Here is a 25,463-nt window from a genome sequence, read left to right as displayed (position 1 = left end):
CTCAATCCCTCTTCCACGCATGGTTTCGGTTCGGGTCCTGCAGGTCGCGGGCAGCGCGGAACGCGCCGCGGAGCACACGACGGGCGGAAGATCGGGACGGGCTAGCCGGGACCGGTGCCCGGTTCGCAGGGCCGCCACAGCGGCACGAAGACCCCGTGCGTCCGGGGGGACGCGCGGAAGCCGTGGGGCGCGTACCCGGCGGCGAGGAAGGCGGCCGGGATCGTGGAGCCGGTACCGGCCGCGACATCGGGCGACACGGGGGTGCCGGGGTGGGCCGGGATCGGGCCGGGTCGGTGGCCGCGGGCCTGCGCGGCGGTGCGGTGGCCTTGCGAGGCGGGGCGGTGAGCAGCGCTGCGGTGCGGCCCGGCCGCGATGGTGCCGGAGGTGGCGGTGGTGGCGCTGCCGGTCTCCGTTTGGGTCGGGACGGGTCGTAGCGCGCCCGTCGCCCTGGGGGCGGGCTCGGGCGAGATCACGGGGCGGGCCGGGGGTGGCCGGAGGTCGTCGGTGACGGGCGCGACGATGGGCGGTCCGGCGGTGTCGTCGACCGGGGTGAGGAGATCGCCCACGACCGGGGCGGCGGGACGCAGGAGCTCCGAGGCCACCGGGTCGACGAGGCGGACCACCGGACCGAGCAGCCCGGCCACTGGCCGCGCGACGGCCTCGGTGACGGGCTTGACGACGGTGGCCAGGGGGCCGAGCACGACCTGCACGGCGGTGGTGATCGGCCGGACCACGGGGACGACGAGGTGCGAGACGGGCGCGGTGATCGCGGTCAGGGGCGAGAGGGCGGTCCCGACGGCGTGCGTGACGGGCCGCACGGAGCCGACCACCGGCCCGACGACCGCGGCAGCCGGTGAAAGGGCTGACCCGACGGTGTGGGCGACCGGCTCGACGGCGGCGGCAGCAGCCGCGCTTGCCGGTCCGGCGACGGCCCCGGCGGCGCGGGTCACGGGCTCGGTAGCACCGATCAGCCGGGCGAGCGGGACGACCACGGCAGCGGCCGGCTTCGCCGCGGGCGTGGTGGGCGGTGCGGTGGGGTGGGTGGCTTGGGTCTGCGGCTCGGTCTGAGCAAGGTGCGAGACTGGCGAAGCCGCGCGGGCCACCTTCGAACCCGGCTCAGCCGCGCGGGCCACCTTCGAAGTTGGCTCAGCCGCGCTCGCCGCCACCTCGGTGATCGGCACCGTGCGACGGGCCACCCCGGCACCCGCCTCGGTGATCGGCACCGTGCGACGGGCCACCCCGGCACCCGCCTCGGTCACCGGCACCCCACGACGAGCCACCCCGGCACCCGCCTCGGCCCGCGCCGCCTTCTTCGGCGCCGGGACCACCTCCGCACCCCCGCCCGCCCCGTGCGGCTCGGCCGGCGTCACCGCCCCCACCACCACGCCGATCGCGTCCGGCAGGCCGCGCTCCGGCCCCGTCGCCGCTTCCGCGCTGCCGGACGTCAGCCATGACACCAGCCAGAGGCCCGCCACCGCCCCCGCCAGTACCAGCAGCCGGCGGGTGGCCGGCAGCCGGTGGGCGGCGACAGACTCGCGAGCCCGGATCACGTCGGCGAACCTCCACAGTCAGAGCAGGCCTGGGACGTACCCTTCAACGCCGCAGGTCACACCCCCGCAACGGGCCGTCCGCCGCTTCCACCCGTCCGGCCTAGTGTTTCCGTATCAGCATGCCTGACTGAAGACTCCAGTCGGGTGAGATCGTTGGACCGGGTGTCCGGCTCGGGATACCTCCGGCGAAATCAGGCTTCCTGAGCGCGGCGGTGGCCGGAGAGCGTGCCGAGGGCCGTGACGCCGTGCTGGAGCCCCTCGCGGAACGTCGCGCGCTGGCCCGGGCTCATGTCGGCCAGGAGCGCGTTCTCCAGCTCCGCGACCGCCGGCGCGCACTCCCCGAGCAACGAGCGGCCGGCGTCGGTGAGGCCGGCCAGCAGGACGCGCTTGTTGTCCGCCTTCGGCGTCCGCGCGATCAGGCCGCGCTTTTCCAGCGTCAGCACCATTTCGTGCATGGTCTGCGGCCGCAGGAACGACCGGCGCGCCAGCTGCGCCGAAGAAAGCGCGCCGCTGGCTTCGAGCACCGTCAGCGCCGTGTACTGCAACGTGGTGAGCCCGAGCGGCCGCAGGGCGTCGTCGAGCAGGGCCCTGATCACCAGCTCGAGCCGTTTGACCAGGTAGAGAGTCAACGGCGGGCCGGCGGGGTGCTCCTGGGCGGAGGTGCTCACGGCGCCCATCATGACACGCGCCCGCCGCTATGCTCCGATCATGGACCTCGGTCGGCAGACCCGCGTGCGGCAGGCGTTCGACTCCTTCTTCGAGACCGCGCAGCCGCCGGCCGGAAACGAAGTCCTCGCGCTCTTCCGCCGCACCGCGGAAACCGTGCCCGCGTACCGGAAGTTCCTGCGAGAACACGGGATCGAGCCGTCGGCCGTCACGACGATGGCCGGCTTCTCGCGGCTGCCCCTGGTCGACAAGGCCGGGTACCACCGCCGGTACCCGCTGCCCGAGCTGTGCCGCGGCGGCACCTTCGCCGGGCTCGACATGATCGCCGTCTCCTCGGGCTCCAGCGGCCACCCCACCGTCTGGCCGCGGGCCCTCGAAGACGAACTGCACGTCGCCCGCCGGTTCGAGCAGGTGCTGGTGGACGCCTTCGACGCCGGCCGCCGCAGCACCCTCGCCGTCGTCTGCTTCCCGCTCGGCACCTGGGTCGGCGGCCTGTTCACCACGGCGTGCGTGCGGCACCTCGCCGCCAAGGGCTGCCCGATCACCGTCGTGGCGCCGGGCAACAACAAGGCCGAGATCCTGCGCGTGCTGCCCGAGCTCGCGCCGCACTTCGACCAGGTCGTGCTGCTGGGCTACCCGCCGTTCGTCAAGGACGTCGTCGACACCGGCCTGGCCGCGGGCGTCGACTGGCCGGCGTACGCGATCAAGCTGGTGCTGGCGGGCGAGGTGTTCAGCGAGCAGTGGCGCGAGCTGGTGGGCCGGCGCGCGGGGATCGCCGACCCGGTGCGCGACATCGCGTCGCTGTACGGCACGGCCGACGCGGGCGTGCTCGGCACCGAAACCCCGCTGTCGGCGGGCATCCGCCGGTTCTTCGCCGGCCGCCCGGAGCTGGCCCGCGAGGTCTTCGGCGACGCGCGGCTGCCGACGCTGGTGCAGTACGACCCGGCGAGCCGCTTCTTCGAGGTGCACGAGGGCACGCTGGTCCTCACGGCCGACGGCGGCATCCCGCTGATCCGCTACCACATCGCCGACGACGGCGGGCTCCTGCCGCACGCCGGGCTGCTGGACTTCTGCGCCCGGCACGGCTTCACGCCGGACACCCGCGGCCCGGAGCTGCCGTTCGTGTACGTCTTCGGCCGCTCGCTGTTCACGGTGTCGTTCTTCGGCGCGAACGTCTACCCGGAGAACGTGACCGTGGGCCTGGAGCAGCCCGGCATCAGCGACACCGTGACGGGCAAGTTCGTCATCGAGTCGGTCGAGGACGCCGACCGCGACCGCCGGCTGCGCGTCACGGTCGAGACGGCACCGGGCGCCACCGCCGACGCCGGCCGGATCGCCGAATCCGTGCGCGCGCAGCTGGTGCTGCTGAACAGCGAGTACGCGCACTACGTCCCGGCGGAACGGCAGCTGCCCGACGTCGTCCTGCGCCCGGCGGGCGACCCCGAGTACTTCCCGGTCGGGGTCAAGCACCGCTACACGCGGCGCGGTTAGGGCCGGGCGAGCTTGCGGAACCGTTCGCGGCGCTCGTCGGCGGACGAGCCGTCGGCGATGTCGTCGTCGAACCACGAACACAGCGCCGCCCAGAGTTCCGCGCGGGCCGTGAAGTCGTCCGGGCCCGCCTGCTCGAGTTCCGCCACGTCCGCCACCAGGTGGTCGAGCCGGCGGTCGCAGAGCCGCACGTACTCGCGGACGACGATGTCGGCGTCGAGACCGGCCTTCGCGCCCGGGCCGGCCGCGCCACGCAGCTGGACGTGCAGGCTTTCCTCGCAGTAGAGCGGGAACCCGGAGATCGCCCCCGGGTAGCCGGTCTCCGCCGCCCAGTCGCGGAACGCGCAGATCGCCTGGTAGCGCGTGTACCAGTCCTGCTTCCCCGCGGCCAGCCGCGCCAGTTTCCGCCAGGCGTCGCGGTCGGCCGAGCGCCAGCGGTCGAGGGTGCGGCCGTCCGGGGGCGGGCCCTCGTCGAGCGCGTGGACGCGCCAGAAGTGCGCGCGGCAGCCGGCGATCTCGGCGACGAGCCCGCGGACGTAGCTCACCTGCTCCCAGACGTGGGCGCGCTGGGGCCGCAGCGGCGCCGCGCGGTCCGGGGAGAAGGTGACCATCTCGAACACGCGGAACAGCTCGTGGCCGCGCAGGGCCGCCAGGTCCGGGTCCTCCCCCATCACCCAGGACCGGCGCTCCGGCAGCCGTCCGCTGTGGCTGATCGTCGCCGCGTGGTACAGCTCGCGGACCGCCCGGCGCGCCACCTCGTCACGCGCTTCGCCGAGCAGACGCGGGTTGCGCGCGCGGTCGCGCAGGTCGCGTTCGCCGTGGGGGCCGAGTTCGAGCATCGCCACCGCGTACACGCTCGCCGCGTTGTAGCACTCCTCCCACGACCGGCGGGGCCCGGCGGCTTCGACGGTGTCGTCGAGTGCCTGCGGAGACGGCGGCCAGCGCCGGTCCGGGCAGACGTCGGCCAGCCGCACGCGGCTGCCGGGGTAGGCGGGCTGCGGCTCGGGCACCGCGCCGGTGACCGGCTCGACGTCCGCCATCGCGCGCCGCAGCACCGACCACACCAGGGACAGGTCGAGCGCCCGGTTCGTCAGCTGCTGCCAGCTGCGGCGCCAGCGGCGGCCGAACCGGCGGTAGTCGGCGATGAGCCGCTCGATCTCGTACTGCGACAGCGCGCAGAAGTACGACCGCATCTCCGCGGCGCGCTGGTGGTACTCGGCCAGCTGCGCCGGCGTCGCCTGGTGGACGAGGAGCTCCTCGACCGGCACCTTCAGCACGCGCTTGTGCAGTTCGAGCCGCTTCTCCCGCGGGATGGCGTACGGGCGCGTCCGGACGTCGAGGTCGACGTACCGGCGGAAGCGCAGCTCGATCGCCGCGCGCAGTTCGGCGCGGCGCTGGGCCCGCGCGTCGCCGGGGGCGCCCGCGGTGGTGCGCCGCACCCACCAGGACCCGGCCACCGAGTCGCCGTGGCCGAGGACGAGCGCGTGCCGGTAGCGGGCGATGAGCAGGGCGACGTCGCGGCCGCGGCCGGCGTGGCGGGGCTGGCGCGCGAAGTCGGGGCCGATCCACCAGCGGGCCAGCCGCGGGTTCCCGCGGCTGCAGACGGTAATGACGTCGTCGTAGGTGGCCAGTGCGTCGAGGTGCAGGTCGAGCTGTTCCTGCAGGGCGGCGATCTCGAGCCGGATGTAGACGTTGGCCGGGTCGAGGCTGACCGCGCGGTAGTACTCGGCGAGGGCTTCGTCGTAGCGGCGGTAGGCGATGAAGTGGTTGGCGCGCTGGTAGGCGTCGAACAGCTCGTGCGGGATCTTCGCGTCCCGCCAGGCGGCCCAGTGGATGTTCGAGCGGACGTAGGCGCTGCGCGGGATGACCAGGGCGGCCACGGCGTTCGCGGCGCGGTGCAGCACCCGCGGCCAGTTCGCGTCCTCGATCACCAGCGGGCTCGCGGCGAAGCGCGGGACGCGCACGAGTTCCAGGATGAGCTGGTGGCGGCCGGCGGTGTTGCCGGGCCGGACGATGCCGGTGACGGTGAACGCGGCGGGCGGCTGGGCGAGCCGGATCACCTTGGTGACCGCCTTCCACCAGCCGTCGGCGGCATCGCCGGCGTGCTCGACGATCTGGAGGAAGTCGTAGGAGCTGCCGGCGCCCGGCACCGGCGTCGGGGTGTAGAGGCGGGAGTCGTTGAGGAACCGCTTGAAGGTCGCGGTCAGCTCGGCGGCGGAGTCGACCTCGCGGTCGTGACTGCCTTCGGGCCGTTCGTCGACGAACAGCCGGATGTCGATCTGGTTGGCCCGGTAGGCCGCGGCTTCCAGCCGCGCCTTGCCGATGAAGTACAGCGTCAGGACGGCGGAGACGAGCACCACGGACGTCTGCAGCACGGTCCAGGTGATGACGGTGGCGACCTTCGGGTCCCGCACGAAGGTCCAGGCCTGGAAGAACGGCAGGTAGGGGACGACGGCGAAGCCGGCCGCGACGAGCCCGGCCGTCGCCGCCGCCAGCCACCACCGGACCCGGTGCGCCGGGGGCAGTTCGGCCTGGTCGAAGCCGCCGAGTCGCCGCGCGTGCACCATCGATCACCCCCTCGTGTGTCAGGTTACTCGCGGAGGGGGTGCGTTTCGTTACGTCCCGTTATCCGCGAGGTCGGCGATCACCTGGGCGTGACACGGCTCGGGGACGCACCAGCAGCCGAGCCGGCGGCCGCGCAGCTCGGGCAGCAGGGCGAGCAGGTCCGGCCGGGACAGCAGGTGCTCGCGGTAGCGGGCGAGCACCTCTTCGCGCGTCCCGTCCGGCCCGGGCCGGAACGGGCTGGCGAGCTTCGACCCCGCGAGGTGCCAGCCGCCGCGGTGCATGGCCCGCCCGACGTAGACGACGTCGGCGTACTCGGGGTCGTCCCGGTGCCCCTTCAGGTTGACGACCGTGGTCGGCATGCCGCCTCCTTCACCGTCCGCGCACACCGGTGGTCCCTTGTCCACCGGTTCGCTCTCCATCCGGTTACGTCCGATGGTTCATCTAGTGCAGATGCACTATGCTGAGGGTTCACGGTTGAGCCGTCAGCCGCTGCCGGACGTTCCGCGCCCGGGCCGGCAGGCTGCCTCGTCCGGCATCCCCGCCCGCGCCGTCCGGTCTGCCCCCGCTGCCCGACGAAAGGGTGTGCCGCGATGGTTCCCGAACCGCGCTCGGCCGACCACCAGCTCACCGTCCCCGGCTGGCCGAACGCCGGTGGCCACATGTCACTGCGCGTGCGCCGCCCCGGCTCGCGCACCCTGCTCGTCGAAGTGACCGGCGAGGTCGACCTCAGCACCGCCCGCCGCCTCGACGAAGTCCTGCAGGACCTCGTCCACGGCGGGATCGGCGAGGTCGTCATCGACCTCGCCGGAGTCACGTTCTTCTCCGTCGCCGGGCTGAACTCGCTGCTGCGCGCCCAGTTGCTCGCCGACTCGGCCGGGGCCCACCTCAGCGTGGACTCCGGGCGCTCGCGCGCGGTGCGGCGGCTGTTCACGCTGCTGCCGACCGACTTCGACAGCGTCGCGAACGTCCGGCCGGTCCCCTGACCGCTCACCCGGCCGCCTGCCGCCCGAGCCTCCGGACGGCTTCGACGATCGCCGTGTTCGGCGCGCCCTTCACCAGGTACTCGGTGACGCCGGCCGCGGCCAGCCCGGCGATCGAGGCACGGTCGGCGTAGGCCGAGAAGGCCAGGATGGCGGTGTCCGGGCTGCGCCGGGCGATCTCGCGCGCCGCCCGCGCCCCGCCGCCGCCCGGCATCCGGACGTCGAGCACGGCGACCGCGGGCCGGTGCCGTTCGGCGAGCCGGATCGCCTCGTCGGCGTCGCCGGCCACCGCGACCACGGCGATGTCGGCTTCGGAGTCCAGTACCTCCTTCAGGACGTCGCGGATCATCACGTCGTCGTCGGAGATCAGCACGCTCAGCTCGGTCACGGTTCGAGCTCCGTCGCGTCGGGCAGCAGGGGCAGCCAGAACTCGACGACGGTGCCCTCGCCGGGCGTGCTGTCCACGGACAGCCAGCCGTGCGCCGCTTCGGCGCGTTCGTGCATCTCGACCAGCCCGAAGTGGCCCGCACCCGCGTCTTCCCCGGCCGTGCCGACGCCGTCGTCGGTGATCCGCACCAGGATCCCGTTGTCCACTGTGGACAGCGTGACCGCGACCCGGGTGGCGCGCGCGTGCTTGTGGACGTTGCTGAGCGCCTCCTGGCAGATCCGGTAGACGGTGATCGCCGCCTCGGGCGACGGCTCGGCGGTGAGCTCGTCCCGCACCTCGTGCGCCAGCCCCCAGCGGCCCGCGACGTCGTCGGTGTAGGCCGTGATCGCCTCGACCAGGCCGTGCCGGTCGAGCTCCGGCGGCCGCAGCCGGGACACCAGCCCGCGCAGCCGGGCGATCGCGGCGGCGACCGACTCGTCGAGGCCGGAGACGGCGCTCGCGTGCGGCTCCGGCAGCCGGGAGGCCAGCAGCTGCAGCCGCATGCCGACGGCCACCATGGACTGGATCGACTCGTCGTGGACGTCCCAGGCGATCCGGCGCCGCTCCACTTCCTGGGCCTCGACCAGGTGCCCAACCAGCCGTCGGCGTTCGCGCAGGGCCTGCTCGGCGTTGCGGCGTTCGGTCATGTCGCGGGTGACCTTGCCGAACCCGTGCAGCCGCCCCTGCTCGTCGTACAACGCCGTGATCACCACGTTCGCCCAGAACCGGGTGCCGTCCTTGCGCACCCGCCAGCCCTCGTCCTCCAGCCGGCCGTCCGCGACGGCGACCTCGAGCTCCCAGGCCGGCTTGCCGGCCGCGACGTCCTCGGCCGGGTAGAACACCGAGAAGTGCCGGCCGATGATCTCGTCCGCCGTGTAGCCCTTGATCCGCTCGGCGCCGGCGTTCCAGCTCGAAATGTGCCCGCCGGTGTCCAGCATGAAGATGCCGTAGTCCTGGACGCTCTGGACGAGCAGCCGGAACCGCTCTTCGCTTTCGCGCAGCGCCAGTTCCGCCGTCCGGCGTTCGGTCACGTCCCGCGTCACCTTCCCGAACCCGTGCAGCCGCCCCTGCTCGTCGTACAACGCCGTGATCACCACGTTCGCCCAGAACCGGGTGCCGTCCTTGCGCACCCGCCAGCCCTCGTCCTCCAGCCGCCCCTGCTCGACCGCGACCTCCAGCTCACGGGCCGGCTTCCCCGCCGCGACGTCCTCGGCCGGGTAGAACACCGAAAAGTGCCGGCCGATGATCTCCTCGGCCGCGTACCCCTTGATGCGCTCCGCGCCGGCGTTCCAGGTCGAGATCCGGCCCCCGGTGTCGAGCATCAAGATCCCGTAGTCCAGCACTCCCTGCACCAGCAGGCGGAACCGGTCGTCGTCCATGCGGCAACTCTGCCGGATGACCGCCCGCCCGGCACGGCCGCGCGCCCGGCTCAGCCCGCGAGCTCGGCGGGCGAGGCGGACAGGACGCACCAGACCACCTTCCCGCGGCCGTGGCGGTCGGTCCCCCGCACCGAGGACAGGCGGTCGACGAGGGCGAGCCCCCAGCCCCCGTCGGCTCCCGCGGGCCGCCGCACCGGGGGCGCCGGGTTGTCGTCGAAGACCTCGATGCGGACGTCCGTGCCGTCGACGGTCAACCGCAGGACCGGGTCACCGCTGCCGTGGCACAGCGCGTTCGTCGCGAGTTCGGTGACGACCAGCAGCGCGTCGTCGACGGCGGCGCCGTCGGTCCAGGCCAGCAGGGCGAGCCGGGTGAACCGGCGAGCGGCGGCCAGGCCGCCCGCCACGTCGGTCAGCACGCACTCCGCGGTCAGCGGGGCAGGGATGTTCACGCCCGCAAGCGTGCACGAAGAGTAGTGGCCCGCGCGAGATGCAAAGGCCCCTACCCGGCTGGTGCAGGTGCATCAGCCGATGAGGCCCTCCCGGCGGGCCACCGCGACGGCTTCGAGCTTCGAGCGCGCGCCGAGCTTCTCCAGCACCCGCTGCACGTGGTTGCGCGTGGTGTTGCGGGACACGCCCAGCCGGCGGCCGATCTCGTCGGTGGTCGCGCCTTCGGCGAGCAGGTCGAGGGTTTGGCGTTCGCGGGCGGTCAGCGCCGCGCCGCCGCCCTGGCCGCGGCCGGTGAGCCGGTCGAAGACGCCGGGCAGCAGCTCCTGGTCGAAGACCACGCCACCGGCGGCCACGTCCCGCACGGCGGATTCCAGCACGCCGAGCTGGGAGGACTTGAGCAGCAGCCCCGCGCCGCCGGCCTTGGCGACCTGCACGGCGACCGAGAGGGTCGCGTCGCCGGTCAGCACCAGCACCCGCGCCCCGCCCGAGCCGAGCTGCGCGATGACGTCGAGGGCGTCACCGTCGGCGAGCCGCCGGTCCAGGACGACGACGTCCGGGGCGTGGTCGAGCACGTCGGCGACCGCCTCCGCCCGCGACCGGGCCCGGCCGACGACGGTGATCCCGTCGGCGCGGTCGAGGGCCAGCTGCAGTGCCTCGGCGACCATGTCGTGGTCCTCCACGAGCAGGACACGGACGGGACGGGGCTCATCGGCGCTGCGCACGGGGTTCCTCACTGCGGGGGTGACTGCCCGCCCATCCTAGGCGCCCTGGCGGGGACTCGCCGCCGGTCACCAGGCCGGGGAACTCGGCCGCAGCAGTCCCTCGGGGCCGGTGACGGGCAGCCAGTCGACGAGATCCTCGTGGTGGCCGGCCGCCCGGAAGACCGGCGGGCGGAACGAGCCGGCGGGCGGCCCCGCCGCGCGCAGCACGTCGAGGAACCGGGCGACCGCACGGGGCGCGGGCAGGACTTCGCGGCCGCCGAGGTAGGCGAGCGGCTTCGCGGCGCCCCCGCCCGCGGGCTCGACGACCGCCGCCCAGCCGTGCACCTCGTCCCAGATGAGCGCCAGGTCGTGCCCAGGGAGGTCCGGCAGCCTGCGGTCGAGGGCGACGTACCCGGAGGCGGGCACGTCGAGGTCGAGCGAACACGATTCGAAGCCCACGCCGACGGCCCGCGCGACCCGGTCGAGGTAGGCACGCAGCCCCCGGGCGAAGTGGTACTCGATGTCCCTGCCGAAGCCGATGAGCGTGTTCATAGGTCCGCCTCCCGCACCCGCCGCAGGCCCGGAATACCCGATTCGGGCAGCGATCACACTTTCGTGCTCATTCCTCGATCGCCCCGCCCACGGACCGCAAGTACGCGCGGAAAGTCAATGCGGGATCCGTTTCCCGCGCCGCCAGGAATTCACCGAAACGGAGCTGCTGCCGCAACGATTCGCCGCCGCGGATCCGGTCGGCCTGGCGGCGTTCCGTGTCACGGATCCCTTCGGCGAGGGAGAACAGTTCACCCGCGCGGGCGAGCGGGACGAAGAGCACGCCGTCGTCGTCGCCGAGCACGAGGTCGGCCGGCCCGATCCGCCAGGTGCCGACGATCGCCTCGGCCAGGCCGCCGTCGACGCGCGGGCCCAGGCCGAGCGGCCCGGTGGGCAGCGAGCCGAGGCTGAACACGGGCAGCCCGATGGCGCGGATGTCGGCGGTGTCGCGGTGCAGGCCCCAGATCACGACCCCGGAGAGCCCGGCGGCCCGCGCTTCGAGGACGACGAGGTCGCCGACGCAGCTTTCGTCGAGCCGGCCGCCGTTGTCGACCACGAGCACCCCACCGGCGGGGGCGCCCTCGAAGGCTTCGAGGAAGACGTCGACGCTGCCGACGTGCCTCGCCGGCACCGCAGGGCCGAAGAGCCGGCTACCGGGCACGACGGCACGCGTCGGCGCGGGCGCGCAGCGCACCGGAAGGCCGGCGCGGATGCAGGCGTCGGCGAGGTGGGCGGTGGTCAGCGTCGCGAAGCGCTGTCTGAGTGCGTCGTGCTCCATGCGCCGAATCTAGCCAGCGGTTTCGGCGGTCAGCCACGCCAGGTATTCGGCACTGCCCCCGACGATGGGTGTGGCGATGACCTCCGGCAGGTCGTAGCCGTGCAGCTGCCGTAGTCGTTCGGCCAGGGCGGGCACCCGATCGGCGGTGGTCTTGATCTCGACCCGCCACTCCTGGTCGGTCTGCACGGCGCCGTCCCACCGGTAGACGCTGGTGATGGGCCCGACGACCTGGGCACAGGCACCCAGCCGGGCTTCCACGGCCTGGGCGGCGAGGTCGCGCGCCGCGGTTTCGGAGTCGGTGGTGGAGGTGACGATCACGTGTTCGGCGGCCATGCGGGGAGGTTACCGGCGCAGGCGAGAACAGTCCTTCCACCACGGTAGATCCGATTGCCGACCCCTATCGCGAACGCGGGTTCACCCCGATTTCGAGACACCGCAACCATCCGGGCGCCAGGATGGGCGAGCCCCGTTCCCCGACGTGAGGACCCGAGGATGCGCGTACTCGCCACCGCCGTGCTCACTGCCGCGTTCCTGACCCCCGCCACGGCCCACGCCGCGAGCCCGCCGTTCTCGTCCTCCGTCTTCAAGGCGACCCACAACAGCTATTCGGGCAACGTCGACGGCGCCAAGAACTCCGTCACCTACCAGCTCGACCACGGCGTGCGGTTCCTGGAATTCGACGTGCACGACAACGGTTACGCCACGACACACGACTACGCCGTCGGGCACGACTCCCCCGGCAACCTCGTCGACCACAGCGGCGGCAACCCGGCGTCGAACAACCTCCGCGACTGGCTGGCCGTGGTGAACACGTGGTCGGCACAGCACCCGGGCGCCGCGCCGATCGTCGTCATGCTCGACCTCAAGGACGACCTGACCGACAACCCGTCGTTCGCCGCGGGCAACCTGACCGCGCTCAACGAGGAGCTGGAGTCGGTGTTCGGCGCGCGGCTGCTGCGGGCGCGGGACTACCCGGCGGCGCAGCCGGACGTCGACGCGCTGCGCGGGCGCGTGCTGCCGCTGCTGTCGGGTGACGGCGGCTCCCGCACCGAGTACAAGCGCGACGTCGGCTATCACCCGGCGGTCGCGCTCAACGGCCGTGGCCAGGTCGTCGAGGTGCACGACTCCGGGGCCGGCGCGCTCTGGTACTGGACCGGGACGTACGGCGCCGACGGCCGCGTCACCTGGCTGCGGCACGGGAAGTACGACAGCGGCCAGACGCCGGCGGTCGCGCTCAACGACGACGGCGACCTGGTGGAGGTCCACCAGTCCCCGAGCGCGACGACGTTGTGGTACCACGTCGGCAAGCTCGGCGCGGACGGCGAAATCACCTGGCAGGCCAGCCACCAGTACGACAACGGCGTGCTGCCGACGGTCGCCTTCACCGACGCGACGCACCTGCGCGAAATCCACAAGAGCCAGAGCAGCAGCCAGAACTGGGCGTGGAACGGCGCGCTCGCGAGCACGACGGTGTCGTGGACCGGCAACGCCAAGACGTCCAACGCGCGGTTCGCGAAGGCGACGTCGACCAGCGCCGGCCGCACGGTGTCGGTGTGGACCGGCGCGGACGGCCCGACGTCGGCCCAGACGCTGCGCGCCGACACCGGCCAGGTCGCCGGCGACCGGATCCGGTACCGGCAGGTCGCCTTCGACGAGTTCCAGCAGGGCGACAGCGCCGAACTCCAGCAGGGCGCGCTGTTCTACGGCGCACCGGCCACGGAACGCGCGTTCATCACCTCGGCCCGGCAGGCGGGCAGGCTCGTCCGCGGCTGGGACTTCGATTCGGCGAGCCAGGCGACCACGCCCTTGGCGAACTACCCGGCGACCAATCGCCCGTACGACGCCTGGTACCAGAACCTGCTCACCCAAGCGGGTGCGGTCGAGTAGCCCGATGGTCCGGAATTGTCGGTGCCTTCCGGTAGCGTGGAAAACGGGGGGCGCCCCCGCGGGCTGACGGTGGCTGACGGTGGCTGACAGCGGCCGTCAGCGCTTCGCCAGGAGCCGGTCAGCGGCCCCGGCGAGGCTCGCCGCATGAAGAACCTGACCGTCCTGATCTCCGGCGCCAGCATCGCCGGTCCTGCCCTCGCCCACTGGCTGACCCGCTACGGCTGCGCCGTCACCGTCGTCGAACGGGCTCCGGCGCTGCGGCGTGGCGGGCAGGCCGTCGACTTCAAGGGGCCCACCCACCGGGCCGTCCTCGAGCGCATGGGCATCCTCGACGAGGTCCGGCGCCGGCAGACGGGCGGGCACGACCAGACGATCGTCGACGCCACCGGGAAGCCGCAGGCCGTGATCCCCGGCGAGTTCACCGGTGGCGAGATCGAGATCCGGCGTGGCGACCTCGCCGAAATCCTGTACGCGCACACGGACTGCGAGTACCTCTTCGGCGACACCATCACGTCGCTGACCGAGGCCCCGGACGGCGTCGACGTCACCTTCGCCCACGCCCGGCCCCGCGGGTTCGACCTCGTCGTCGGCGCCGACGGCATCCACTCGAACGTCCGGCGGCTGGCTTTCGGCCCCGAACGCGACCACGTCCGCTACCTCGGCTACCACTACGCCCTGGCCGAGCTCGGCGAGGAACTCGGCGGTGACGCGGTGATGTACAACGAGCCCGGCCGGATGGCCGCCGTGGGCGGGCCGAAGGCGTCGGCGTTCTTCGTGTTCGCCTCCCCCGAGCTCGACTACGACCGCACCGACACCGAGAAACAGCGGCAGCTGCTGCTGGACGCCTACCAGGGCGCCGGCTGGCGGGTGCCCGAACTGATGGCCAAGGTCCCGCAGGCCGAGGACTTCTTCCTGGACTCGCTCAGCCGGGTGACGATCGACCACTACTCCCGCGGCCGCGTCGTCCTCCTCGGCGACGCGGCCTACGGCAACACCCTCGGCGGCTTCGGGACCGGCCTGGCGATCGTCGGCGCGTACGTGCTCGCCGGCGAGCTCCGCGCCGCGGACGGCGACCACCGGGTGGCCTTCGCCCGCTACGAGGAACTGCTCCGCCGCTACGCGAAGGTCGCGCAACGCGGCACCGCGGGGCCGTTCCTCGCGCCGCCGTCGCGGGCGCGGATCAAGCTGCGCAACTGGACGTTCAAGTCCCGCTTCCTGCTCGGCCTGATGCTCAAGGCGACCGACAAGTTCGCCACGGACATCGAGCTGCCGGCCTACGCCTCGTAACTCACGTGCTCAGCGCCGGAACTCGCGTGATCCGGGCCGGAACTCGCGTGATCGAAGCCGTAACTCGCGTGATGGGAGCCGGAACTCGCGAGTTCCGGCTCCGATCACGCCGGTTACGGCCCTGATCACGTGAGTCACGGCTCCGATCACGTGAGCTGCCGGGCTACGACTCGGGGTCGTAGGCCAGGTTCGGCCGCAGCCACTGCTCGACCTCGGCGACCTCCACACCCTTGCGGCGGGCGTAGTCCTCGATCTGGTCGCGGCCGAGCCGTCCGACGGTGAAGTAGCGGGAGTCCGGGTGGGCGAAGATCAGGCCGGACACGCTCGCCGCGGGGGTCATGGCGAACGACTCCGTCAGGTCCATGCCCAGCTCGCCCGCTTCCAGGAGCTGGAACAGCTCCCGCTTCTGGCTGTGGTCGGGGCTGGCCGGGTAGCCCAGCGCCGGGCGGATGCCGCGGAAGCGCTCCGCGTGCAGGTCTTCCAGCTTCGGCTGGGCGTCCGGCTCGAACCAGTCGCGGCGGGCGCGCAGGTGGATGTGCTCGGCGAACGCCTCGGCGAGCCGGTCGGCCAGGGCCTTGACCATGATCGCGCGGTAGTCGTCGTGCTCGGCTTCGTAGCGCGCGGCCAGGTCCTCGGCGCCGTGGATGGCCACCGCGAAGCCGCCGAGGTGGTCGCCGATCGGGGCGATGTAGTCGGCCAGGCAGCGGTTCGCGCGGTCCTCGGGCTTCGCCGTCTGCTGCCGCAGCATCGGGAACGCCACGTGCGCGTAGTCGCCTTCGAGCAGGATGTCGTCGCCTTCGCTGTGCGCCGGCCAGAACGCGTACGCGCCCTTCGCCGTGAAGCTGCCCTCGGCGATGATCTGGTCGAGCAGCGTGTTCGCGTCGTCGAACAGCTCGCGGGCGACCGGCTGCTCCAGGATGGCCGGGTACTTGCCCTTGAGCTCCCAGGCCAGGAGCAGGAACTGCCAGTCGATCATCTCGCGCAGCTCCGCGATGCCCGGCTCGACCACGCGGACGCCGGTGAACGCCGGGGTCGGCAGGCCGTCGAACGACACCTTCTCCGGGTTCGCGCGGGCCTGCTCGAGAGTCAGCATCGGACGCCGCTGCTTGCTCGCGTGCTGCTCGCGCAGCACCTCCTGGTCGGCGCGGTTCTTCTCGGTCAGGGCGATCGAGCGGTCCGGGTCGAGCAGGTCGGACACCACGCCGACCACGCGGGAGGCGTCGAGGACGTGCACCGTCGCGTTGTCGTAGGCCGGCGCGATCTTGACCGCGGTGTGCTGCTTGGACGTCGTCGCGCCGCCGATGAGCAGCGGCATCTTCAGGCCGCGCCGCTGCATTTCGGTGGCGACGGCGACCATCTCGTCCAGCGACGGCGTGATCAGGCCGGACAGCCCGACGGCGTCGGCGCCTTCGGTCACGGCGGTGTCGAGGATCTTGCCCGCCGGCACCATCACGCCGAGGTCGATGACCTCGTAGTTGTTGCAGCCGAGCACGACGCCGACGATGTTCTTGCCGATGTCGTGGACGTCGCCCTTCACCGTGGCCAGCACGATCTTGCCCTGGCCGCCGCTCGACGCGAGCCGGCCTTCCTGGCGCGCCTTCTCCTTCTCCGCCTCCATGTACGGCTCGAGGTAGGCGACGGACCGCTTCATCACGCGCGCGCTCTTGACCACCTGCGGCAGGAACATCTTGCCGGAGCCGAACAGGTCGCCGACGATCTTCATGCCGTCCATCAGCGGGCCCTCGATGACGTCGAGGGGCCGCGCCAGCTGCTGCCGGGCCTCTTCGGTGTCTTCCTCGATGTAGTCGACGATGCCGTGCACCAGCGCGTGCGACAGGCGCTCGCCGACCGTGCCTTCGCGCCAGGAGAGGTCCACGACGCGCTTGGTGCCGCTGCCCTTGACGTTCTCGGCGAAGGCGACGAGCCGGTCGGTGGCGTCTTCGCGGCGGTCGAAGAGCACGTCCTCGACCAGTTCGAGGAGGTCCTTGGGGATGTCTTCGTAGACCGCGAGCTGGCCGGCGTTGACGATGCCCATGTCCAGGCCGACCTGCATGGCGTGGAACAGGAACGCCGAGTGCATCGCCTCGCGGACGACGTCGTTGCCGCGGAAGGAGAACGACAGGTTCGAGATGCCGCCGGAGATGTGGACGCCGGGACAGCGTTCCTTGATCCGGGGCAGCGCGTCGATGAACGCCTTCGCGTAGCCGTTGTGCTCGGCGATGCCGGTGGCGACGGCGAGGACGTTCGGGTCGAAGATGATGTCCTCGCCGGCGAAGCCCGCTTCCTGCGTCAGCAGGTCGTACGCGCGGGCGCAGATCTCGACCTTGCGGTCGGCGGTGTCGGCCTGGCCCTGCTCGTCGAAGGCCATCACGACGACGCCGGCGCCGTAGTTCCGGATCGTGCGGGCCTGGGCGAGGAACGGCTCCTCGCCCTCCTTGAGGCTGATCGAGTTGACCACGCCCTTGCCCTGCAGGCAGCGCAGGCCGGCTTCGAGCACGCTCCACTTGGAGCTGTCGACCATCACCGGGATCCGGGCCACCTCGGGCTCGGTGGCGATCAGGTTGAGGAACGTCGTCATCGCCTGCTCGGACTCGAGCAGGTCGGCGTCCATGTTGACGTCGAGCAGGTTGGCCCCGCCGCGGACCTGCTCCAGCGCGACGTCGACGGCGCCCTGGTGGTCGCCGGACTCGATGAGCCGGCGGAACCGCTTGGAGCCGGTGACGTTGGTGCGCTCGCCGATCATCACGAACCCGGTGTCGGCGCCGATGCCGAACGGCTCGAGCCCGCTGAAGCGGGTGTGGGTGCGCGGCGCGGGCACCTCCCGCGGCGAGACGCCCTTCGCGGCCTCGGCGATCTTCGCGATGTGTGCCGGGCTGGTGCCGCAACAGCCGCCGACCAGGTTGACCAGGCCGTCGCGGGCGAACCCGCCGACCAGCCCGGCCGTCTCCTCCGGCGTCTCGTCGTAGCCGCCGAACGCGTTCGGCAGGCCGGCGTTGGGGTGGCAGGCGACGTAGGCGTCGGCGATCCGCGAGAGCTCCTCGACGTGCGGGCGCATCTCCTCGGCGCCCAGCGAGCAGTTCACGCCGACGACCAGCGGTTTCGCGTGCTCGATCGAGCTCCAGAACGCCTCGACGGTCTGCCCGGACAGCGTCCGGCCGCTCAGGTCGACGATCGTCACCGAGATCCACAGCGGCAGGTGCGGGGCGACCTCGCGCGCGGCGGCGATGGCGGCCTTGCAGTTCAGCGTGTCGAAGATCGTCTCGATCAGCAGCAGGTCGACGCCACCCTCGGCGAGGCCGGCGATCTGCTCCGCGTAGGACGCCTTGACCTGCTCGAACGTGACCGCCCGGTACGCCGGGTCGTCGACCTTGGGCGACAGGCTCAGGGTGACGTTGAGCGGGCCGATCGACCCGGCGACGAATTTGCCCGCTGTTTCATCGGCGGCCTGGCGGGCCAGCTGCGCGCCGCGGACGTTCATCTCATGGACGTACGCCTGCAGGCCGTAGTCGGCCTGGCCGATGCTGGTGGCGGTGAAGGTGTTCGTCGTGGTGATGTCCGCGCCCGCGGCCAGGTACTGGCGGTGCACGTCGAGGATGACGTCCGGGCGGGTGAGGTTGAGCAGGTCGGGGTCGCCGGTGACGTCGTGGGTGTGCTCGCCGAAGCGGTCGCCGCGGTAGTCGGCCGGGGTGAGCCCGGCGCCCTGCAGCATGGTTCCCCAGGCGCCGTCCAGGATCGCCACGCGCTGGTCGAGCAGCTCGCGCAGGCGCAGGCCCGAATCGAACGCCGTGGACTCGTGCGGGGTGTTCACCGGCAGCCTCCCTCGTTCGGGAGGCGCCCTTGGTTGGTCATTCCCGGCCGAGCGTGGCGGACCCGGTGGTCCGTTGCAGCGCCTCTCGACCTGTGGTCCACGGTATCGGATCCGGGCCCGTGCACGCCATCCCGCCCCACCCGCGCGTCCACGGACTGGGACGGTATCCGTCCACAATGGATTGTCCGGGTCACCCTGCACCTCCGTCGACCGACCGGCCCGCGACTACCGGCCCGAGTGTGCCAGCCCGGGATCGAGCCCCCCTCAAGACCACCCGGAGTACGTCTCCGAGCACAGAGTGTCACCATCCGAACGGCTTGAAAACTGAAACACGTTCTAATACGCTCCGCGGGTGGACTACGGAATCGTGCTGTTCACCAGCGACCGGGGGATCACCCCGGCGGCCGCGGCGCGCGCCGCGGAAGCCGCGGGGTTCTCGACCTTCTACGTCCCCGAGCACACCCACATCCCGGTGAAGCGCGCCTCACCGCACCCGCGCACCGGGGACGCGTCGCTGCCCGACGACCGCTACAGCCGGACGCTCGACCCGTGGGTCGCGCTGGCGACGGCGGCCGCGGTCACCTCCCGCATCCGGCTCGCCACGGCGGTGGCCCTGCCCGTGGAGAGCGACCCGATCACCCTCGCCAAGACGATCGCCAGCCTCGACCACCTCTCGGGTGGCCGCGTCACGCTCGGCGCGGGGTTCGGCTGGAACGTCGACGAGCTGACCGACCACGGCGTCCCCGGGAACCGCCGCCGCACCGCGCTGCGCGAGTACCTCGAGGCGATGAGTGCACTGTGGACGCAGGAGGAAGCGGCCTACGACGGCGAGTTCGTCTCGTTCGGGCCGAGCTGGGCGTGGCCCAAGCCGATCCAGCCGCACATCCCGGTCCTGCTCGGCGCGGGCCCCACCGAGAAGACGTTCCGCTGGATAGCCCGCCACGCCGACGGCTGGATGACGACACCCGCCGACACCGATCTGGACGGCCACGTGGCCCTGCTGAAGGAGATCTGGCACGCCGAAGGCCGCGCAGGCGCGCCGCGGATCTGCGCCCTCGGCGAGCGCCCCGACCCCGCACGCCTGGCCCACCTGGACGGACTCGGCGTCACCGAAACGATCTTCGGCCTGCCCGACCGCTCGGCCGAGGAGGTCGAGGCCTGGCTCGGCAGGCTCGCCGGCAAGCTCACCCTCGCGCCCGCCCACTGACCCCCTGCCGGGCGCGGAGGTCGAGCTCGATCTGCTCCAGCGTGCGGCCCTTGGTCTCCGGGACCAGCCACCGGGTCAGCGCGAACAGCACCACGTTCACCGCGGCGAACAGGAACATCGAGCCGCCGACGCCGAGGGCGCCCGGGTCCGAGATGAGCGGGAACACCGCGCTCACGATGCCCGTCGCGGCCCAGAGGACCACGCTGCTGACACCCATGCCCATGGCCCGGTACTTCAGCGGGAAGACCTCGGCCATCATCACCCAGACCACCGCGCCCCAGCCGAGCTCGTAGCCGACCAGGTAGAGCACCATCATCACCAGCATGAGCAGGCCGCGCGTGCTCGTGTCGTGGACGTTCAGCACGACCAGGCCGGCCCCCGCCAGTGTCAGCACCATGACGACGTTCCCGATGAGCAGCAACGGTTTGCGGCCCCAGCGGTCCACCACGAACACGACCCAGGCGGTGAACAGGAACTTCGTGACACCCAGCAGGACGCCGGACAGCAGCGCCGCCTGCGTGGCGAAGCCGAGGCCGATGAGCATCGTCGGGAAGTAGGCGTTGATCGCGTTGACGCCGCTGAACTGCTGGCCGATCGCGAGCAGCAGCGCCACGACGGCCATCGGCCGCACGAACCCGGAGAACAGGTCGCGGATCCGCGGTTTCTCCTCGGTGTCGAGCCGGATGACCTCGTGGATGGTCGCGATCTCCCCGTCGAGGTCGGCGGTGGTCCCGTGCGCGCTCGCCAGCACCCACCGCGCCTCGTCCTCCCGGCCGTTCTGCACGAGCCACCGCGGCGTCTCCGGCAGGAACGCCAGCCCGGCGAGCAGGATCACCGCCGGCACGATCGCGCCGGCGAACATCCAGCGCCACGCCGAGCCCGGGCCGAGCCCGTAGCTGACCAGGAACGCGATCAGGATGCCCAGCACGATGAAGATCTGGTTGAGCGCGCCCAGCGCGCCGCGCCACTTCGCCGGCGCCAGCTCGGACAGGTACGTCGGGACGGTCGACGACGAAAGGCCGATCCCCACCCCGATGACCAGGCGCGAGACCACCAGCAGCGCGAACGCCGGCGCGAAGCTCGCTGCCAGCGTGCCCACGACAACAATGCCCGCGGCGGCCATGATCGTGCGGCGCCTGCCGAGGATTTCGTTGCTGCGGCTGGACAACAGCGCGCCGACGATGGCACCGACCGACAGGCTGGCCGTGATCACGCCCTTGTCCCAGCTGGTCAGCCCCCACAGTTTCCCGATGAACGGGAGCACCCCGGAGATCACGCCGAGGTCGTAGCCGAAGAGGATGCCGCCGAGTGCGCCGAAGAAGTACAGCGTGGTCCGGCCGATGTGCCGCGCCGGGGCCGTTTGCGTCATTGCCTGGTCGCCTCTTCCGTTGATCCAGTCCAGCAGCGGCCACCACACTCACACGCCGCAAAATGGCGGGCAAGAAGGTTTCCGATAACGATTCAGACACCTGATTGACATTCACGTATGTGATGCGTACAAACCCCGCACACCGGGCGCCGACCCGGTTCGTAATCCACTGTGGACAGTGTTGGCCGCCGAAATCGTCGAACGCTTTACAACGCTCGGAACGCTGGTTTACCGTCCCTCTGGAAGCGCTCCCAGAGTGTGGAGGCCAAGGTGCACAACGTCGTGCCGAGAACGCATTCCCCGTCCCCGTTCCGCTCGGCGAGACGGCTGTTCGTCAGCCTGCTCGCCGTTCTCCTGCCCGCCACCGTCGCCGTCACCCTCGGCGCGCCCGCCTCGCCGGCCGCGCCGGCGGCCACCACGTGGCGCAACGCCGAAATCGCCGGCGGCGGGTTCGTGCCCGGGATCATCTTCAACCAGGCCGAGCCCGGGCTGGTCTACGCCCGCACCGACATCGGCGGCGCGTACCGCTGGAACACCGCCACCGGCCGCTGGCTGCCGCTGCTGGACTCGGTCGGCTGGACCGACTGGGGCCACAACGGCGTCGTCAGCCTCGCCACCGACCCGGTCGACCCGGACCGCGTCTACGTCGCGGCCGGGATGTACACCAACAGCTGGGACCCGAACAACGGCGCGATCCTCCGGTCGGCCGACCGCGGCGGCACCTGGCAGGCGGCCGCGCTGCCGTTCAAGCTCGGCGGCAACATGCCCGGCCGCGGGATGGGCGAACGGCTCGCGATCGACCCGAACCGCAACAGCGTCCTCTACCTCGGCGCGCCGAGCGGCAACGGCCTCTGGCGCAGCACGGACTCCGGCGTCACCTGGGCGAAGGTGACCAGCTTCCCCAACCCGGGCAACTACGTGGCCGACCCGAACGACACGACCGGCTACTCCAGCGACAACCAGGGCGTCACCTGGGTGACGTTCGACCCGGCGACCGGCACCCGCGGCAGCACCACGCAGACGATCTACGTCGGGGTCGCGGACAAGCAGAACACCGTCTACCGCAGCACCGACGGCGGCACGACGTGGGCGCGGCTGGCCGGCCAGCCCACCGGGCACCTGGCGCACAAGGGCGTCCTCGACAGCGTCGGCGGCTACCTGTACCTGGCGACCAGCGACACCGGCGGCCCCTACGACGGTGCGAAGGGCGACGTCTGGAAGTACGCCACCAAGACCGGCACCTGGACGCGGATCAGCCCGATCCCCTCCGACAGCAGCGACGACTACTTCGGCTACAGCGGGCTGACGATCGACCGGCAGCACCCGAACACGCTGATGGTCGCCACGCAGGTGTCGTGGTGGCCGGACGTCATCTTCTTCCGCAGCACCGACGGCGGCGCCACCTGGACCCGCATCTGGGACTTCGCGAACTACCCCGAGCGGAACCTGCGCTACACCCAGGACATCTCCGCGGTGCCGTGGCTGAACTTCGGCCTCCAGCCCGCTCCCCCGGTGCCCTCGCCCAAGCTCGGCTGGATGACCGAGTCGGTGGAGATCGACCCGTTCGACTCGAACCACCTGCTCTACGGCACGGGCGCGACGATCTACGGCACGTCCGACCTGACGAAGTGGGACAGCGGCGGGAAGATCACGATCAAGCCGGTCGTCGGCGGCCTCGAGGAGACCGCGGTGCTCGACCTGATCAGCCCGCCGTCGGGCGCTCCCCTGCTCTCGGGCCTCGGCGACATCGGCGGGTTCCGGCACGACAGCCTCGACGCGGTCCCGGCCACCATGTACACGCAGCCGGTGTTCACCACGACCACCAGCCTCGACTACGCCGAACTGACCCCGGCGACGATCGTCCGCACCGGCACGCTCGACCGGTCCGCGCGGCCGAACGACAACCGGATCGCCTTCTCCACCGACGGCGGCAAGAACTGGTTCCAGGGCGCCGAGCCGGGCGGCAACGCCAGTGGCGGCACGGTCGCCGCGGCCGCCGACGGCAGCCGGTTCGTCTGGAGCCCGGCAGGCTCGGCCGTCAGCTACTCGGTCGGCTTCGGCTCGTCCTGGACGGCGTCCACCGGCATCCCGGCCGGCGCGGTGGTCGAGTCCGACCGCGTCGACCCGAAGCGGTTCTACGGGTTCGCGGCGGGCCGGTTCTACCTCAGCACCGACGGCGGCGCGACGTTCACCGCGACCGCGGCCACCGGGCTGCCCGCCGGCTCGGCGCACTTCAAGGCGGTGCCGGGCATCAAGGGCGACGTCTGGCTGGCCGGCGGCTCCGGCACGGCGTACGGCCTCTGGCACTCCACCGACTCCGGAACGTCCTTCACGAAGCTGGCGAACGTCGCCGAAGCCGACAACATCGGGTTCGGCAAGGCGGCCCCCGGCCGGACGTATCCGGCGTTGTACACGATCGCCAAGATCGGCGGGGTACGCGGGATCTTCCGCTCGGACGACGCCGGGGCCTCGTGGCTGCGGATCAACGACGACCGGCACCAGTACGGCAACATCGGCGAGGCGCTGACCGGCGACCCGCGGGTGTACGGCCGGGTGTACGTGGGCACGAACGGCCGCGGCGTGATCGTGGGCGAGTCCGGCGGCAGCGAGCCGCCCCCGACGAGCACCACACCCACCACCTCCACGACGCCGACGACCACCACCACAACGCCCACGACGACCACCACGCCGGTGCCGTCGGGCTCCTGCACGGCGGCCTACACGGTCACCAACCAGTGGCAGGGCGGCTTCCAGGCGTCGGTGAAGCTGGGCAACACCGGCACCACGGCGGTGACCGGCTGGACGGTGACGTGGACGTTCGCCGACGGCCAGCGCGTGACGCAGGCGTGGAACGCGCAGGTCACCCAGACCGGAGCGGCGGTGACGGCACTGGACGCGGGCTGGAACCGCACCATCCCGGCCGGCGGCAGCGCGGAGTTCGGCTTCACGGGCTCGTCGGGCGCGGCGAACGGCAAACCGGCGGCGATCTCGCTCAACGGCCGGGCCTGCACGACCACCTGACCCAATGTCATGAAAGAGTCGTTCATGACGTCGGATGTCATGAACGACTCTTTCATGACATCCGGGACGCGCGGCAGGGAGAGGGTTTCAACCCACCCCCAGGTGGTTGAAACCCCCTCCCCGCGCCCCAGACCGGGGCCTCCGCCCGAGCAGCCGCAGCCTGCTCGGGCGAACGTCCCCGGTGCCGTCCACTCTTCCCGTTGGCGATGGCCGTCGCCATTCCTGCCCAAAGGGGACTTTTTCGCCTCCGCGCACCCGCGCCGAACTGCGGAAACACCACCCGGCGGCGGCAAAAATACCCACGGGGGCGAGCAAAAGTTACCCGGGCTCAGGCGCTCTCCAGCACGACCTTCCCGACGTGGGTCCGGGACTCCAGGTGCTTGAGGGCCTCGGCGACCTCGTCGAAGGCGAACCGGCGGTCGATCACCGGCCGCAGCCCGGTCCGCTCGATCGCGGTGTTCATCGCCTGGAACGTCTCGCGGGAGGCGTTGGTCAGGCCGCGCAGGGTCAGCTGCTTGACCAGCACCAGGATCGGGTCGGCGGCACCTTCGTGGGTCAGGACGCCGGCGACGCTGATGTGGCCGCCGTACCGGGCGGCGATCATCGACTGGCCGATCGTGCCGCCGCCGCCCACGTCGACGACGTGGTCGACGCCGCCGCCGGTCAGGGCCGCCACCGCCGCGCCCCACTCCGGGGTCGTCGCGTGGTTCAGCGTCTCGGCCGCCCCGAGGGCACTCAGCCGCTCGAGCTTCTCGTCCGCGCTCGACGTCGCGATGACGTGCGCGCCGCCGAGCGCGGCGAACTGCAGGGCGAACGTCGACAGGCCGCCGCTGCCCAGGGTGAGCACGGTCTGGCCCGGGGTCAGCCCGCCCTCCTCGACGACGGCCCGCCACGCCGTCACGCCGGCGCTGGGCAGCGTGGCCGCCTCGGCGTAGTCGAGGTGCGCGGGCACCGCGACCAGCGCGTCTTCGGCGAAGACGGCGTACTCCGCGAGGACGCCGTCGAGCGTGCCGGCCAGGTCGTCCGCGGTCTTCTCCGGCGTGCCGGGCCCGGCCAGCCAGGCCGGGAAGTACGTCGCCGCCACCCGGTCCCCCGCGGTCCAGGCCGCCACCCCGGACCCCACCGCGACGACTTCGCCGGCGCCGTCGGACAGCGGGATCACGTCGGGCTTCACCGGCTTCGGGTAGAACCCGCGCAGGATCATCAGGTCGCGGGCGTTGACCGCCCACCCCCGCATGCGGACCAGCACCTGGCCCGGACCGGGTTCGGGCACGTCACGCTCGCCCAGGACGAGACCGGCGCCGGGACGGGGCAGGGAAAAGAACTTCACAGCGGCTCCCAGTGGTCGGGGGAA

20 protein-coding genes and 1 riboswitch are annotated in these 25,463 nt (G+C 72.1%); of the genes, 6 read left to right on the top strand and 14 right to left on the bottom strand.

The features are described from left to right. Positions 1 to 101: 101 nt before the first annotated feature. Together BLW76_RS50480 and BLW76_RS23620 are read right to left on the bottom strand one after the other, a co-directional pair. Positions 102 to 1,550, bottom strand: coding sequence for a hypothetical protein (locus BLW76_RS50480; RefSeq protein WP_091311035.1), 1,449 nt, complete (start codon positions 1,548 to 1,550; stop codon positions 102 to 104). A 191-nt stretch (positions 1,551 to 1,741) separates the two neighbouring features. Beyond that, the gene (locus tag BLW76_RS23620; protein ID WP_091311034.1) at positions 1,742 to 2,230 is read right to left on the bottom strand and encodes a MarR family winged helix-turn-helix transcriptional regulator; all 489 of its coding nucleotides are present in this window, start codon (positions 2,228 to 2,230) and stop codon (positions 1,742 to 1,744) included. Between the two features lie 28 nt (positions 2,231 to 2,258). Here BLW76_RS23620 and BLW76_RS23615 point away from each other — a divergent pair, with 28 nt between their 5' ends. Further along, the gene (locus tag BLW76_RS23615) at positions 2,259 to 3,707 is read left to right on the top strand and encodes a phenylacetate--CoA ligase family protein (protein ID WP_244170278.1); all 1,449 of its coding nucleotides are present in this window, start codon (positions 2,259 to 2,261) and stop codon (positions 3,705 to 3,707) included. On the opposite strand, the gene BLW76_RS23610 is transcribed toward BLW76_RS23615, so the two are convergent. Together BLW76_RS23610 and BLW76_RS23605 are read right to left on the bottom strand one after the other, a co-directional pair. Further along, positions 3,704 to 6,271, bottom strand: coding sequence for a tetratricopeptide repeat protein (locus BLW76_RS23610; protein WP_091311031.1), 2,568 nt, complete (start codon positions 6,269 to 6,271; stop codon positions 3,704 to 3,706). The two genes, BLW76_RS23615 and BLW76_RS23610, sit on opposite strands and share 4 nt — an antisense overlap. Before the next feature lie 48 nt (positions 6,272 to 6,319). Further along, positions 6,320 to 6,628, bottom strand: a complete 309-nt coding sequence (locus tag BLW76_RS23605) for a DUF4326 domain-containing protein (RefSeq protein ID WP_091311030.1) — start codon at positions 6,626 to 6,628, stop codon at positions 6,320 to 6,322. A gap of 231 nt (positions 6,629 to 6,859) precedes the next feature. Here BLW76_RS23605 and BLW76_RS23600 point away from each other — a divergent pair, with 231 nt between their 5' ends. Then, positions 6,860 to 7,252 carry an STAS domain-containing protein gene (locus BLW76_RS23600; protein ID WP_091311028.1) on the top strand — a complete coding sequence of 131 codons (393 nt, stop codon included), beginning with the start codon at positions 6,860 to 6,862 and terminating at the stop codon, positions 7,250 to 7,252. Positions 7,253 to 7,256: 4 nt separating this feature from the next. On the opposite strand, the gene BLW76_RS23595 is transcribed toward BLW76_RS23600, so the two are convergent. The 7 genes from BLW76_RS23595 to cutA form a co-directional block, all read right to left on the bottom strand. After that, positions 7,257 to 7,637: a response regulator gene (locus BLW76_RS23595; protein WP_091311026.1), complete on the bottom strand. Its 381-nt coding sequence runs from the start codon at positions 7,635 to 7,637 to the stop codon at positions 7,257 to 7,259. Beyond that, entirely contained in the window at positions 7,634 to 9,055 is a 1,422-nt protein-coding gene (locus BLW76_RS23590; RefSeq protein WP_091311024.1) for a PAS domain-containing sensor histidine kinase, read from the bottom strand. Before BLW76_RS23590 ends, BLW76_RS23595 begins: the two co-directional genes overlap by 4 nt. A 50-nt stretch (positions 9,056 to 9,105) precedes the next feature. Then, on the bottom strand, positions 9,106 to 9,504 hold the full coding sequence (locus tag BLW76_RS23585; protein ID WP_167384699.1) for an ATP-binding protein: 399 nt from the start codon (positions 9,502 to 9,504) through the stop codon (positions 9,106 to 9,108). 72 nt (positions 9,505 to 9,576) lie between these two features. After that, positions 9,577 to 10,224: a response regulator transcription factor gene (locus BLW76_RS23580; RefSeq protein WP_091311021.1), complete on the bottom strand. Its 648-nt coding sequence runs from the start codon at positions 10,222 to 10,224 to the stop codon at positions 9,577 to 9,579. Between the two features lie 66 nt (positions 10,225 to 10,290). After that, positions 10,291 to 10,755, bottom strand: coding sequence for a DUF6292 family protein (locus BLW76_RS23575; protein WP_091311020.1), 465 nt, complete (start codon positions 10,753 to 10,755; stop codon positions 10,291 to 10,293). Positions 10,756 to 10,822: 67 nt separating this feature from the next. Continuing rightward, entirely contained in the window at positions 10,823 to 11,530 is a 708-nt protein-coding gene (locus BLW76_RS23570; RefSeq protein WP_091311017.1) for an RraA family protein, read from the bottom strand. A gap of 9 nt (positions 11,531 to 11,539) precedes the next feature. After that, entirely contained in the window at positions 11,540 to 11,863 is a 324-nt protein-coding gene (gene cutA / locus BLW76_RS23565; protein ID WP_091311016.1) for a divalent-cation tolerance protein CutA, read from the bottom strand. A 159-nt stretch (positions 11,864 to 12,022) separates the two neighbouring features. On the opposite strand from cutA, the gene BLW76_RS23560 reads away from it, so the two are divergent. Both BLW76_RS23560 and BLW76_RS23555 read left to right on the top strand, forming a co-directional pair. Next, positions 12,023 to 13,417 (top strand): PI-PLC domain-containing protein, encoded by a 1,395-nt coding sequence (locus BLW76_RS23560; RefSeq protein WP_091311013.1) that lies wholly within the window; start codon positions 12,023 to 12,025, stop codon positions 13,415 to 13,417. Between the two features lie 144 nt (positions 13,418 to 13,561). After that, entirely contained in the window at positions 13,562 to 14,704 is a 1,143-nt protein-coding gene (locus tag BLW76_RS23555; protein WP_091311012.1) for an FAD-dependent monooxygenase, read from the top strand. Positions 14,705 to 14,867: 163 nt separating this feature from the next. Here the strand turns inward: BLW76_RS23555 and metH are convergent, their stop codons facing one another. Beyond that, positions 14,868 to 18,512 (bottom strand): methionine synthase, encoded by a 3,645-nt coding sequence (gene metH / locus BLW76_RS23550; protein WP_091311009.1) that lies wholly within the window; start codon positions 18,510 to 18,512, stop codon positions 14,868 to 14,870. Between the two features lie 14 nt (positions 18,513 to 18,526). Next, positions 18,527 to 18,605: riboswitch (S-adenosyl-L-homocysteine riboswitch) on the bottom strand. A gap of 259 nt (positions 18,606 to 18,864) precedes the next feature. Between metH and BLW76_RS23545 the strand changes: the two genes are divergently transcribed. Then, positions 18,865 to 19,719 carry a TIGR03619 family F420-dependent LLM class oxidoreductase gene (locus tag BLW76_RS23545; RefSeq protein WP_091311007.1) on the top strand — a complete coding sequence of 285 codons (855 nt, stop codon included), beginning with the start codon at positions 18,865 to 18,867 and terminating at the stop codon, positions 19,717 to 19,719. Here the strand turns inward: BLW76_RS23545 and BLW76_RS23540 are convergent. After that, positions 19,697 to 21,088 (bottom strand): sugar porter family MFS transporter, encoded by a 1,392-nt coding sequence (locus tag BLW76_RS23540; protein ID WP_208613361.1) that lies wholly within the window; start codon positions 21,086 to 21,088, stop codon positions 19,697 to 19,699. The genes BLW76_RS23545 and BLW76_RS23540 overlap by 23 nt on opposite strands. 270 nt (positions 21,089 to 21,358) lie before the next feature. Here BLW76_RS23540 and BLW76_RS23535 point away from each other — a divergent pair, with 270 nt between their 5' ends. Then, on the top strand, positions 21,359 to 24,109 hold the full coding sequence (locus BLW76_RS23535; RefSeq protein WP_091319753.1) for a cellulose binding domain-containing protein: 2,751 nt from the start codon (positions 21,359 to 21,361) through the stop codon (positions 24,107 to 24,109). Positions 24,110 to 24,437: 328 nt separating this feature from the next. On the opposite strand, the gene BLW76_RS23530 is transcribed toward BLW76_RS23535, so the two are convergent. Beyond that, positions 24,438 to 25,439 carry a zinc-dependent alcohol dehydrogenase family protein gene (locus BLW76_RS23530; protein ID WP_091311005.1) on the bottom strand — a complete coding sequence of 334 codons (1,002 nt, stop codon included), beginning with the start codon at positions 25,437 to 25,439 and terminating at the stop codon, positions 24,438 to 24,440. Positions 25,440 to 25,463: the final 24 nt, after the last annotated feature.

It is taken from the genome of Amycolatopsis tolypomycina (assembly GCF_900105945.1).
Classification (GTDB): Bacteria; Actinomycetota; Actinomycetes; order Mycobacteriales; family Pseudonocardiaceae; genus Amycolatopsis; species Amycolatopsis tolypomycina.
The sequence above is the reverse complement of the archived record's forward strand: the minus strand, read 5'-3'. Positions and strand labels throughout refer to the sequence as shown.

What these genes read in the sequence shown, in the direction of transcription:
- BLW76_RS23570 (WP_091311017.1), bottom strand. Translation starts at nt 11,530, where the DNA reads ATGGAGCACGACGCACTCAGACAGCGCTTCGCGACGCTGACCACCGCC.
- BLW76_RS23620 (WP_091311034.1), bottom strand. Translation starts at nt 2,230, where the DNA reads ATGATGGGCGCCGTGAGCACCTCCGCCCAGGAGCACCCCGCCGGCCCG.
- BLW76_RS23555 (WP_091311012.1), top strand. Translation starts at nt 13,562, where the DNA reads ATGAAGAACCTGACCGTCCTGATCTCCGGCGCCAGCATCGCCGGTCCT.
- BLW76_RS23575 (WP_091311020.1), bottom strand. Translation starts at nt 10,755, where the DNA reads ATGAACACGCTCATCGGCTTCGGCAGGGACATCGAGTACCACTTCGCC.
- BLW76_RS23615 (WP_244170278.1), top strand. Translation starts at nt 2,259, where the DNA reads ATGGACCTCGGTCGGCAGACCCGCGTGCGGCAGGCGTTCGACTCCTTC.
- BLW76_RS23560 (WP_091311013.1), top strand. Translation starts at nt 12,023, where the DNA reads ATGCGCGTACTCGCCACCGCCGTGCTCACTGCCGCGTTCCTGACCCCC.
- BLW76_RS23600 (WP_091311028.1), top strand. Translation starts at nt 6,860, where the DNA reads ATGGTTCCCGAACCGCGCTCGGCCGACCACCAGCTCACCGTCCCCGGC.
- BLW76_RS23590 (WP_091311024.1), bottom strand. Translation starts at nt 9,055, where the DNA reads ATGGACGACGACCGGTTCCGCCTGCTGGTGCAGGGAGTGCTGGACTAC.
- BLW76_RS23605 (WP_091311030.1), bottom strand. Translation starts at nt 6,628, where the DNA reads ATGCCGACCACGGTCGTCAACCTGAAGGGGCACCGGGACGACCCCGAG.
- cutA (WP_091311016.1), bottom strand. Translation starts at nt 11,863, where the DNA reads ATGGCCGCCGAACACGTGATCGTCACCTCCACCACCGACTCCGAAACC.
- BLW76_RS23540 (WP_208613361.1), bottom strand. Translation starts at nt 21,088, where the DNA reads ATGACGCAAACGGCCCCGGCGCGGCACATCGGCCGGACCACGCTGTAC.
- BLW76_RS23610 (WP_091311031.1), bottom strand. Translation starts at nt 6,271, where the DNA reads ATGGTGCACGCGCGGCGACTCGGCGGCTTCGACCAGGCCGAACTGCCC.